General features: G+C 60.1%; 8 protein-coding genes. 7 read left to right on the top strand and 1 reads right to left on the bottom strand.

What is annotated here, in order from left to right; all coding sequences use genetic code 11:
- Complete coding sequence (glpK, locus tag FWD29_03000) at nucleotides 1–1,521, top strand: glycerol kinase GlpK (GenBank protein MCL2802917.1); 1,521 nt, start codon at nucleotides 1–3, stop codon at nucleotides 1,519–1,521.
- Between the two features lie 817 nt (nucleotides 1,522–2,338).
- Here glpK and FWD29_02995 read toward each other — a convergent pair.
- On the bottom strand, nucleotides 2,339–2,722 hold the full coding sequence (locus FWD29_02995) for a DUF1801 domain-containing protein (GenBank protein MCL2802916.1): 384 nt from the start codon (nucleotides 2,720–2,722) through the stop codon (nucleotides 2,339–2,341).
- Between the two features lie 189 nt (nucleotides 2,723–2,911).
- On the opposite strand from FWD29_02995, the gene FWD29_02990 reads away from it, so the two are divergent.
- The 6 genes from FWD29_02990 to FWD29_02965 all read left to right on the top strand — a co-directional run bounded on the left by FWD29_02990 (nucleotide 2,912) and on the right by FWD29_02965 (nucleotide 11,604).
- The gene (locus tag FWD29_02990) at nucleotides 2,912–3,826 is read left to right on the top strand and encodes a DNA-protecting protein DprA (GenBank protein ID MCL2802915.1); all 915 of its coding nucleotides are present in this window, start codon (nucleotides 2,912–2,914) and stop codon (nucleotides 3,824–3,826) included.
- 240 nt (nucleotides 3,827–4,066) lie between these two features.
- Complete coding sequence (locus FWD29_02985; protein ID MCL2802914.1) at nucleotides 4,067–4,576, top strand: hypothetical protein; 510 nt, start codon at nucleotides 4,067–4,069, stop codon at nucleotides 4,574–4,576.
- 100 nt (nucleotides 4,577–4,676) lie between these two features.
- On the top strand, nucleotides 4,677–6,257 hold the full coding sequence (locus FWD29_02980; GenBank protein MCL2802913.1) for a type I restriction-modification system subunit M: 1,581 nt from the start codon (nucleotides 4,677–4,679) through the stop codon (nucleotides 6,255–6,257).
- A gap of 393 nt (nucleotides 6,258–6,650) precedes the next feature.
- On the top strand, nucleotides 6,651–6,926 hold the full coding sequence (locus tag FWD29_02975) for a ribbon-helix-helix domain-containing protein (GenBank protein ID MCL2802912.1): 276 nt from the start codon (nucleotides 6,651–6,653) through the stop codon (nucleotides 6,924–6,926).
- 18 nt (nucleotides 6,927–6,944) lie between these two features.
- A complete protein-coding gene (locus tag FWD29_02970) occupies nucleotides 6,945–8,138 on the top strand; it encodes a restriction endonuclease subunit S (GenBank protein MCL2802911.1) in 1,194 nt (397 codons plus the stop codon).
- Between the two features lie 466 nt (nucleotides 8,139–8,604).
- A complete protein-coding gene (locus tag FWD29_02965; GenBank protein MCL2802910.1) occupies nucleotides 8,605–11,604 on the top strand; it encodes a type I restriction endonuclease subunit R in 3,000 nt (999 codons plus the stop codon).
- The last annotated feature ends 141 nt before the right edge of the window (nucleotides 11,605–11,745 follow it).

Here is an 11,745-nt window from a genome sequence, read left to right as displayed (position 1 = left end):
GTGACGCAGCGGTACGTATTGGCCATTGACCAAGGCACCACCTCTACCCGAGCAATCCTGTTCGACCGGGCTGGCCAAATTGTGGCCAGTGGCCAGATGGAGCACCGTCAAATCATGCCAATGCCCGGATGGGTCGAGCATGATCCAGTCGAGATTTGGGATCAGACTCGCCAGGTCATCGGCTTGGCGTTGTCACAGGCCAATGTCACCCGTCACGACTTGGCTGCCGTCGGTATTACTAACCAGCGCGAGACCACGGTGGTTTGGGACAAGTCCACCGGCTTGCCTATCTACAACGCCATTGTTTGGCAGGACGTACGGACCAGGCCGTTGATCGACCAGCTGGCCTCAGAGGCGGCCGCAGGGGTGGACCGCTTCCGGCAGCGGGTTGGCTTGCCGCTCAACCCCTACTTCTCCGGCTCAAAGATTCGGTGGATCTTGGACCACGTCGAGGGGGCCAGGTCCTTGGCCAGGGCGGGCCGGCTGGCCTTCGGCACAACTGATTCTTGGCTGGTTTGGAACCTGACCGGCGGGGTAAAGGGCGGTGTCCATGTGACCGACGTGACCAACGCCTCGCGCACCATGTTCATGGACCTGACCACACTCCAATGGGATCAGGCCATCCTCGACGCTTTTGGCGTGCCGGCCTCGATGCTGCCGCAAATACGGTCATCCTCGGAGGTCTATGGTCAAGCCGCATCAGAATCGCTGCTGCGGCAAACGCCCATCGCCGGCATTTTGGGTGACCAACAGGCCGCCACCTTTGGGCAGGTCGCTTTTGAGCCCGGTGAGGCCAAAAACACCTATGGCACCGGTTGTTTCTTGCTTGTCAACACCGGCCGCGAGATTGTCATGTCAAACAACGGCATGTTGACCACCGTGGCCTATCAACTGGGTCAAAACCTCCCGGTCTACGCCCTGGAAGGTTCAATCGCCGTGACCGGTTCATTGGTCCAGTGGCTGCGCGACAATCTAGGGCTGATCAGCACGGCGGCTGAGGTTGAGGCCTTGGCTCGCAGCGTCGAGGACAACGGTGGGGCCTATATTGTGCCGGCCTTTTCGGGGTTATTTGCGCCGCATTGGCGCTCCGACGCTCGGGGTGTGATTGCCGGGCTAACACGCTTTGTTGACCGGGGCCACTTTGCCCGGGCGGCACTTGAAGCGACCGCTTTCCAGACCCGTGATGTGCTCAAAGCAGTTGAGGCCGATACCGGCGTAGCACTGTCCGCGCTGAAAGTGGATGGCGGCATGGTGGCCAACGAATTGTTGATGCAGTTCCAGGCTGATCTATTGGGCGTCGATGTGGTCCGTCCGGTAGTGGCCGAGACCACCGCCCTGGGCGCGGCTTATGCCGCCGGTCTGGCCGTGGGGTTTTGGGATTCGCTGGCTGACCTGCGTCACCATTGGGCCGAGGACCGCCGATGGCGGCCGGCCATGCCGGCTGAGCAGCGCGCCCGGCTTTGCGCCGACTGGGCCAAAGCCGTCGAACGCACCCTGGGCTGGGTTGATCCCGCCAGCTGACCAGCCCCTTTGCAGCGACACCGAGCCTTGGCACACTCCCTATTTCCAGCGGCACCGAGCCTTGGTGGCATCGCTTTATGCCAGACCTCATTCTCGCGGTGATGTGGGAGTTGACCTGCACTTATGCAGCGACACCGAGCTTTGGCACACTGCTGAATCCATCCCAGCCTCGCCTGCGGCAGCCACAGCCGCCTGCGGCGACTCGACAACCTTGGGGGCTTGACAAGGCCCATAGAATAGGCATTCTCGCGTCAAAGAGGGACCCTGACCTGCTTCTTTGCCGCGGCTCCGATTTTCGGCCCGACAGCAGTCGTTCGAATCGGGAACAGTTCGCCAGCCAAGTGCGTTAGTTAGGATGACTAACAAACTACGACGAATATGGAGGCCAGACGATGAGAGCAAATCAGACCACGAAGAGCAGCAAAGCCAATCAGCAGCGATTTGGTGCCCTGGGGCGAACCCTGGGAGCCCTGGCGCTGAGCTGCGGTCTCGTAGGCGGAGGCATTCTGGCTTGGTCCGCGTCGGCTGACGAAGGCCATGAACCCGCCGCTGTGGTTCAGTCGGATCAGAACCTGGCCAAGTAGCCCCAAGACGGACTAGGGAACACACCCGCGAGACCTGGTCGATCACTTGTTCGGCCGGCCGAGCCGTGGCCAACCAATCACCCCGAACCCGAGCGGTAGCCGCAAGACGTCCCGTACCAGGGACGTTACTCGGAGCAGCGCAGTGTCTAGATAGATCGAGCACGTCTCGTTGGCGAGTTTGATCTACTGACCACGGCTCGCGGCCGGCATTGGCCGACAAAACGGCTGTCGCGTCAGGAATTGCGCGCGGCCTGGGCTTGGTCCACTTGTACGCGGTGCTGGACGATCCGTTTGATTAGGTCCTTAGGCAATGGCTGATCCAGCGGCAGCTGGATTGTGCCCTTGGATGTCTTCAGCCCCAAGGCAGCCAGCTCCCCACCGAAGGCCGCCACCCCTTCTCCGGTTGGAAACAGCGAGATGTGACCTTTGAAGGCGCCGAAGTAGACCAGAACGCCCCGACCAAAATAGGCCGGCATGTTGTAGGAAATCCGCTCGCTGGCCCCAGGCGCGGCTCGCCGCACCAGCTGTCGCATCTGCTCAAGCTTGGCCCGGACCGCCGGTTCAAAGCCGGCAATGTAGGCATCGACAGCGCTAGGGGCCGGGGCTGCGGTTGGCATTTGTGTCCTCCATTTGGCCGATGCCGAAGTCTCGCCCCGACCCTACCCGTCCGTGGATTGCGAAAGGCAATAGACGAGACCCTGATCCGTGCCGCCCGCCGCCGACATGGCGGGGCCGTGGTCGGGACCTGAACGCCTCGCGAAAAACCTCCAGCCGGATGTCGGCGGTCTGATCTACCATTTATGTGCATGCAGGCCGGTCCAAATCCCGAAGTGGTTGCGTTGGTTGCTCTGCAACTGGCCAGGCCAAAGGGCCTGTCACTATCTCAGCTGACACTCGACGTGCTCCAGGCCGGCAGGGCCGTTCCGGTCTGGGAGCAGAATTGCGAGCTTGCGCTGTTCGACGTCCCAAATGATCCGTGGGCGAGGGCCACCCGGCTAGTAACGGAATGGGAGCAGGCAGGCGTCGAGTTTGTCACAATCCTGGACGACGCCTACCCCATCCGTCTGCTGGCGGTGCGCGAGGCTCCATCGTTGCTTTTCTACCGTGGCGCTCTGCTACCCGACGACCAGGGAATGTCTGTCGTGGGGTCGCGTGATGCCAGCCCGCGAGGAATCACCCTGGCCGGTGCGGTGGCCCGCATGCTTGCGGACTCTGGGCTGAGTGTCGTCTCTGGCCTGGCAAGCGGCATCGACTCGGCCGCTCACGAGGCGGCACTAGAAACCGGTGGTCGAACCGTCGCGTTGATCGGGACCGGAATTGACAAGTGCTATCCCAAGGTCAATCAGGCGCTACAACGGCGCATCGCGGAAACTGGCCTAGTGGCGTCCCAGTTTTGGCCGGGCTCGCCGCCAACTCAGCGCAGCTTTCCCATGCGAAACGCTGTCATGTCTGGCTATGGCATGGCCACAATCGTGGTTGAAGCCGGCGAGTATTCCGGCACCAGGGTCCAAGCTCGCAATGCCGTCGAGCATGGTCGGCCGGTAGTACTTTTCGACGCAGTGGTGAACGGCACCGAGTGGGGCAAGGCGCTGAGTGAGATGCCCGGCGTCTTTGTCGTATCCGGAATGGGGGACCTCGAAGCAGCCGTTGAGCGTATCCAGAACCAAGACACCCATGCGGTCAACCTCGTCAAAAAAGCCATGGCGTCCAGCCCGAAGTGACATATGGCATTTCCTGCTGAGTGGTTCCCGCTCGCCGAACTGCTTCGGGAGCGGGCGGGAGGGTTTCTTACAAACGTGGAGGGCCCGGTGATCGGATTCTGTGACGTGTGTCGACGGCCGATTTAAGCCACATTCTCGGACTGCCCGGTCTGCAACTCCCACAAGCAACACGGCCTCGCGCTCGCGGAACGAGTTGGATTCCTGACGTACGCGGACAAGACTGGATCGCAGGCCTACCGAATGATGTACCAATACAAGAATCCCCGCCTGGCCAGCCAATACAGGGGGACTATGAGCCTGCTGCTGGTGCTGGGGATTGAGGCACACTTGGGCTGTCTAGCAGCGGTGGCTAGCGCTCCGGCCGACTACTGGTGCGTTGTCCCATCGACCAAGGTTCCGCCGCCGGAACAGCAGCTGCGCCAGATTGTCAGGAGTCTGGAGCCAAGACCTGCCGAACTCACAGTCGAATTGGGGAATGTAGTGGAATCGCGCACCTTGGACCCTGCCAGGTACAAGCCGTTCTCCCGGCTTGACGGCGAGCACGTGCTGCTCATTGACGATTCGTGGGTTACCGGGAGTTCAGCACAGTCAGCTGCGGCGGCATTGAAACTGGCCGGGGCAGGCCAGGTCTCAACGCTAATTGTCGCCCGCATCCTTGATCCCGCAGGCTGGCCGCCAACCAGGCGCTACCTCAACAGCACCCCGGATGCGATTTATGACCCGCAAGTCTGCCCCTGGGGCGGCCGCTAGTGCCCCCGCGATTAGCGCCGCCGCTGGGCAGCCGAGCCGGTGTGGTTCACTAAGCTGATGACGTCCAGCAGCGAGAGAGGCAGCAGCAACCGTGGCGCAGGTGAACGGCTCGAAAGACCGGGCCAAAGAAGCCCAAAGGGCTGAGCTGCACAAGACCATTTGGCGCATCGCCAACGACCTGCGCGGCAGCGTCGATGGCTGGGATTTCAAAGCCTACGTGCTGGGCATGTTGTTCTACCGCTTCATTTCTGAAAACCTCACGGCCCACTTCAACGACTGGGAACACGGGGTGGACAACCTCGATTTCGACTACGAGCTGCTGAGCGACCAGGACGCAGTTTCCCAAAGGACAGGGACGGTCAACGAAAAAGGCTTCTTCATCCTGCCCAGCGAGCTATTCGTCAACGTCCGCAAAAAGGCCCGCACCGACCCCAACCTGAACGAGACCCTGGAAAGGGTCTTCAACAACATCGAGGCCTCGGCCGTCGGCACCGAATCGGAATCTGACCTCAAGGGGCTGTTCGATGACTTGGATGTCAATTCAACCAAGCTCGGGCCAACCGTCATCAAACGGAACCAGAAACTGGCTGGGCTGCTGGACGCCATCGGCGACCTCGACCTGGGCCAAGGCCTCCAGGCCAGCACCATCGACACCTTTGGCGACGCGTATGAGTTTCTCATGACGATGTACGCCTCCTCGGCCGGTAAGTCGGGGGGCGAGTTCTTCACCCCGCAGGAGGTGTCAGAGCTGCTAGCCCGCATCGCCATTGTGGGCAAGACGTCCGTCAACGGTGTCTACGACCCGGCCTGTGGCTCGGGCTCGCTGCTGCTGAAGTTCGCCAAACTGTTGGGCCAGAAGAACGTCCGCCGGGGTTACTTTGGCCAGGAAATCAACCTGACCACCTACAACCTGGCCCGGATCAACATGTTTTTGCATGATGTGGGTTTCGAGGACTTCGACATCGCCCACGGCGATACGCTGACGGACCCGCTACATGAAGAAGACGAACCGTTCGAGGCGATTGTCTCTAATCCGCCATATTCAACCCACTGGGCTGGTGCGGATGATCCACTGTTGATCAACGACGCGCGTTTTTCCCCGGCCGGTGTGCTGGCCCCCAAGTCCAAGGCCGATCTAGCCTTTGTCATGCACTGCCTGTCCTGGCTGGCACCCAGCGGTACGGCCGCGATTGTCTCTTTTCCCGGCGTGCTCTACCGGGGCGGGGCGGAACAGAAGATCCGCCGCTACCTGGTGGACAACAACTACGTCGACGCGGTCATCCAGCTGCCGCCTGATCTGTTCTTCGGCACCACCATTGCTACCTGCATTTTGGTCCTGAAGAAGTCCAAGCCAGAGGCCAATGTGCTGTTCATTGACGCTTCGAAGCTGTTCACCCGGGTGGGTAACAAGAACAAGCTGGCGCCAGAGCACATTGAAGCCGTGGTTCAGGCTTTCACCGCCCGCAGCATTGAGGCGCACTTCACGCAGGTGGTCACCAATGATGATTTGGCCGATGCCGGCTACAACCTTTCGGTGTCATCTCACGTTGAGCCTGAGGACACTAGGGAGCAAGTCGACATCAAGGCCCTGAATTCGGAGATTGCCCAGATCGTGGCCCGCCAAGCCGAGCTGCGCACGGCCATTGACGCCATAGTGGCTGACCTGGAGTCCGGCCAATGAAGCCCTTCTTCGTCCATCAGCCCGAATGGGCGCCCACCCCATGAGCCGAGGCGATGGCCTGACAGCTTTGCGGCGTCCCTGCAATGAATTGCCATCACCACAATTACGAGATACGTTAATAGCGTGAGGTTCTCCCGGTCAGCGGACAGGCATGGGGTGCCCCACCGTGACGCCGACCATGCAGCCGCCAACCCGGTTGCGGTCGTGGTGTTGTCCCAGAGAGGAGCCGTACAAAGAGCTTCGTGTCGGATTTGGCCATGACGGCGAGCCACTTGAGATCGTCCTGGTCAACGATCCTGACGGCTCTGGCGAGCTGGTCTTGGTCCATGCCATGCGTCTGAGGAAGACCTACTACCCATTGCTGCCGGGCCAGCGCAGAGGAAGGACATGATGATGGCAAGCCAGAAGTTCTCGAAACAGGCTGAAGAAGTCTTCGCGGCAGCAGCAGATGAAGCCGAGCGTGGCTACGACGTGGACTTCCTGAAGGCCAGCATTCGTCCGGTTGGCCGGCCGCTGAGGATTGGGGCCACCACGGCGGTTAGCGTGCCGGTGCGCCTAGATGCCGATAGAATTTCGGCCCTTGACGCCATGGCGGCGCGTGACCACCAGACCCGCTCGGATGTGATTCGCCGGGCAATTGACCGCGAACTGGCTGGGCACGCCGGATGATTGTTGGGTTAGCCACGCATGAGCCGGATCGATGACCTGATCCGCGAGCTCTGCCCAGACGGCGTCAAATGGGCGAGGTTCGGCGATCTGGCAACAATTGTGCGAGGCGGGTCGCCCCGACCGATTCGGGATTACCTGACAAGCGAAAACGACGGCGTGCCCTGGATCAAGATTGGCGACGTCGAACCCGGTAGCAAGTACATCACCAGTACTGCCGAGAGAATCCGTCCGTCAGGTGTTTCGCGGTCCCGTCGGGTGAAGCCAGGTGACTTTGTGCTGTCGAACTCAATGAGCTTCGGGAGACCTTACATTGTCCAAATTGATGGATGCGTCCATGACGGGTGGCTGGTGCTTTCTGACTTCAGGGCCGCATTCGTCCCCGACTTTCTTTACTATCTGCTCCGCTCTACGCCTGTTTATCAGAGCCTGGCCTCGAAGGTGGGTAGCGGTACCGTCTCGAATCTCAATGCCACGATTGTCAAAGGGCTCTTACTACCCGTGCCGCCGTTGGCGGTGCAGCGGGAGATTGTGCGGGTGCTTGACAGCTTCACTACGTTTGAGGCGGAGCTAGAGGCGGAGCTGGAGGCGGAGCTAGTGTCCCGCCGCAAACAGTACGAGCACTACCGCGATGACCTGCTATCTTTCCCCGAATCCTCAGCCGTTCGTTGGGCAACCTTGAGCGACCTTTGTGAGATCAGTCGAGGGCGAGTGATCTCAAGGGACTACCTGCGAGACCACCCAGGGCCACACCCTGTTTACTCATCACAGACCCAAAATGACGGCGTGTTCGGGTTCATTGACACTTTCGCATATGACTTCGAATCAATCACCTGGACCACTGATGGAGCCAGGGCTGGGTCAGTGTTCTACCACAAGGACAAAGCCTTCAGCATTACCAACGTCTGCGGGCTACTTAGGGTGCTTGACCCAGCCCAGGTCACTGCTCGGTTCTTGTTCCATGTGCTCTGCATCGAAGCAAAACGGCATGTCAGCAGCGGAATGGGAAACCCAAAGCTGATGGCGAACGCAATGGGGCGGGTCTCGGTACCAATCCCCTCGTTCGCGGAACAGGCGCGGATTGTGGGGATTCTGGATCGGTTTGATGCGCTGGTGAACGACATCTCGATAGGTCTGCCGGCCGAACTTGCGGCGCGCCGTAAGCAATACGAGCACTACCGGGACCGGCTGCTGACCTTCAAGGAGGCAGGCTAACCAGCCAGGGCGTTGTTCAGGGAGCCACCGCTTGCCCTGGCTGCCTACGGCCGCCAAGCGCTGATCGGTGCGCAGATCACGCCATCTGGCCGCATATGAGTGGCTCCCGTGCCCGTTATTGCAGCCAAACGGGTAGGCGACGGCGGTACCTCGTCGCTGATGTGGGCATTGTACGAATCTCCTGGTCAGCCAGCTTGATGGAGCAATAGGCAACTATTTCGTGGTACATGATGCAAATGTCCAATTGTGCAAAATGCAAGCCATTTGTAGCGCAGAATGCAAGTCTGGCTCGGTTGGGTGCGCTCAGCATCCATCCCATCGACCATGGAGCCGAGGGGCTCAGCATGGGTCACCCCAAGTCACCAGACACCATGACGTGACAAGATGGCAGGATTGCGCGAAAGGTTCCTACGCACTAATTCACCAAGGAAGGAAGACCGCTGTGAGCGACCAGACTGCCTTTGGGATGGTGGCGGAGAACCCCGGCTCGACCGTGCTGGCGCAATACACGCCGGTGGGTCGGGAATGCGAGAGCTACCAATCAGAGGCCGACCTAGAAGCCGAGTTCATTGCCACGCTGTGTTCGCAGGCCTACGAGCGGGTGATGATCACCTGCGAGGCCGACCTAGTGACCAACCTGCGGGCGCAGCTTGAGGCCCTGAACGGCATGGTCTTTTCCGATGGCGAGTGGCAGCGTTTCTTTTCCTCCGTCATCGCTTCAGAGACCGAAGGCATTGTTGAGAAGACGCGCAAGATCCAGCAAGACCACGTCCAGCTGCTGCGCCGGGATGACGGCTCGACCAAGAACATCCGGCTAATAGACAAGTCCAACATCCACAACAACCGGTTGCAGGTGGTCAACCAATACGAGACCGCCGCTGGTTTGCACGAGAACCGCTACGACGTGACCATTCTGGTCAACGGCCTGCCCCTGGTTCACGTCGAGCTAAAGCGCCGCGGCGTAGCCATGCGTGAGGCCTTCAACCAGATAGACCGCTACCAGCGCGAATCGTTTTGGTCCGGCGCCGGACTGTTCGAATACGTCCAGATCTTTGTCATCTCAAACGGCACCCGAACCAAGTACTACGCCAACACCACTCGCGACAAACACGTCAGCCCGAACCGGCGCGGCAGGCGGGCCGGGGACACCTACGAGTTCACAATGTGGTGGGCCGATGCCAGCAATCTCCCCATCACGGACTTGACCGACTTTGCCCGCACTTTCTTTGCCCGCCACACTCTGCTGGCTATCTTGACCAGGTACTGCGTCTTCAACTCGGCTCAAGAGTTGATGGTGATGCGGCCCTATCAAATAGTGGCAGCCGAGGCGATCTTGAACCGGATTGAGCTGGCCGGCAACTACGAGCAGATGGGCACGGTGGCCGCCGGCGGCTACATCTGGCACACCACCGGCTCGGGCAAGACCTTGACCAGCTTCAAGACCGCCCAGCTGGCCAAAGAGCTTGACCTGCTGGACCGGGTGCTGTTTGTAGTTGACCGCCAGGATCTGGATTTCAAGACCATGAAGGACTTTGAGCACTTCCAGCAAGGCGCCGTGTCTGGCTCAACCTCCACCAGGAAACTGCGCGAAGCACTAGACACTTCTGACGCCCGCATTGTGGTCACCACTATCCAGAAGCTGACCCGCCTAATTGCCCGCTACCCCGACCATCCGGTCTATGGCGAACACGTGGCCATCATCTTCGATGAATGCCACCGCTCGCTGTTTGGCCAGATGCAACAAGACATCACCCGGGTCTTCAAGCGGTACCACCTGTTTGGCTTCACCGGCACACCGATCTTTGCCACCAACGCTGGCCCTGGGGGTGTGCCGAAGTCTTCAGCTAGATCCGGAGCCAAACACAAGCCAAGGTTGAGAACCACCGAACAGGTATTCGGCGAACGGCTGCACACCTACACCATTGTCGACGCCATCCGCGACAAGACGGTGCTGCCATTCAAGATGGACTACGTCAAAAGCGGCGATGAAGCCGAAGAGGTCCGGGACCTGGACGTTTCCGACATCGACCGCGAACGCGCCTTGCTTGACCACAAGCGGGTTGCCGGCATTGTCAGCTACATCTTGGAGCACTTCAACCAGAAGACCAAACGTGGCCACACCTACCGCTTGAAGGATCGCCACTTGAACGGCTTCAACTCGATCTTCGCCACGGCATCAATCCCGGCGGTCAAGGCCTACTACGCCGAGTTTGCTCGCCAACAAGCCGACCTACCCTTGGCCCAGCGCCTGAAGGTGGCTCTGATCTTCTCCTTCGCCCCCAACGAGGCCACGCCAGATGGGCTGCTGCCTGAAGAAGACTTCTCGCCCGTCACCCTGGATGCCTCCTCCAGGGAGTTCTTGGACGCGGCCATGGCCGAATACAACCAGGTGTTCGGCACCAGCTTCGACACCAGTGGGGACAGCTTTGCCGGCTACCACAAGGACGTGGCCCGCCGCCTGGAAGACCGCGAAATTGACCTGCTGATAGTGGTCAACATGTTCTTGACTGGCTTTGATGCCAAGACACTGAACACCTTGTGGGTGGACAAAAAGCTACGTCACCACGGACTGATCCAAGCCTTCTCCCGCACCAACCGCATTCTCAACACGGTCAAGGCCTACGGCACCATTGTCTGCTTTCGCAACCTAGAGCCAGCCACCAATGAAGCGCTGGCGCTGTTTGGCGACCATGAGGCCACCGGTCTGGTGTTACTACGGCCCTATGACGAGTACTACGCCGAATACCGCGCCCAGGTAGACGAACTATTCGACCGTTTTCCGGTTCCGGCATCACTCGATGACGAGCGTGCCTTCATCACGCTTTGTGGGCAGCTGCTCCGGCAACGCAACATCCTGTTGTCGTTTGACCAGTTCACTGAGGACCAATGGCTGCTGACCGACCGCCAGTGGCAGGACTATTTGAGTGCCTACAACGACCTGTGGACCGAGTGGCGCTTGGGCCAGCAGGGTGAGAAAGAGACCATCAACGATGACCTGGTCTTCGAGATCGAACTGGTCAAACAGGTGGCCATGGACTTGCCCGCCATCCTGGCGCTGGTACAGCAGCACCATGAAGCCAATACCCAAGACAAGCAGATCCCGGCCTCGATCAGCCGAGCCATTGACTCCAGCCCATCCCTGCGCTCCAAGAAGGACCTGATTGAGCGGTTCGTGGCGACCTTGGCACCGGACGTGGATGCTTCCCTGGCCTGGCCGGACTTTGTCGAAGCGGCCAAGTCACGGGAGCTAGACCAGATCATTGCTGACGAGCGGCTAAAGGCTGACCCTGCCCGGGAGTTCATGGCCAACGCCTTCCGCGATGGCGGCGTCCCCGCCAGCGGCACGGCCATTACTCGCATCCTGCCGCCCACCTCCCGCTTCGCCCAGTCCGGCCAGCACGCCACGATCAAGGCCCGGGTGTTAGACCGGCTGCGCGAGTTCTTCAGCCGCTTTGCTGACCTGTAGGTTTCGGAGCCCTGTGTTCGCCCCGTTGTCAGGTCGTTCAAACCGCGGATAACCCACCACACAGCTCGACGAAACCCGAACACTACGCTGCTCGTGAGATTCGTGAGAATCCCGGCAATGGTCACGGTGTGTGAAGTACAG

It is taken from the genome of Micrococcales bacterium (assembly GCA_009784895.1).
Classification (GTDB): Bacteria; Actinomycetota; Actinomycetes; order Actinomycetales; family WQXJ01; genus WQXJ01.
This window is presented reverse-complemented; position numbering and strand designations above follow the sequence as displayed.

Excerpts from the sequence above, each read along its gene's own strand:
- FWD29_02995 (MCL2802916.1), bottom strand. The coding sequence starts at position 2,722 with ATGCCAACCGCAGCCCCGGCCCCTAGCGCTGTCGATGCCTACATTGCC.
- FWD29_02990 (MCL2802915.1), top strand. The coding sequence starts at position 2,912 with ATGCAGGCCGGTCCAAATCCCGAAGTGGTTGCGTTGGTTGCTCTGCAA.
- FWD29_02985 (MCL2802914.1), top strand. The coding sequence starts at position 4,067 with ATGATGTACCAATACAAGAATCCCCGCCTGGCCAGCCAATACAGGGGG.
- FWD29_02975 (MCL2802912.1), top strand. The coding sequence starts at position 6,651 with ATGGCAAGCCAGAAGTTCTCGAAACAGGCTGAAGAAGTCTTCGCGGCA.
- FWD29_02970 (MCL2802911.1), top strand. The coding sequence starts at position 6,945 with ATGAGCCGGATCGATGACCTGATCCGCGAGCTCTGCCCAGACGGCGTC.
- FWD29_02965 (MCL2802910.1), top strand. The coding sequence starts at position 8,605 with ATGGTGGCGGAGAACCCCGGCTCGACCGTGCTGGCGCAATACACGCCG.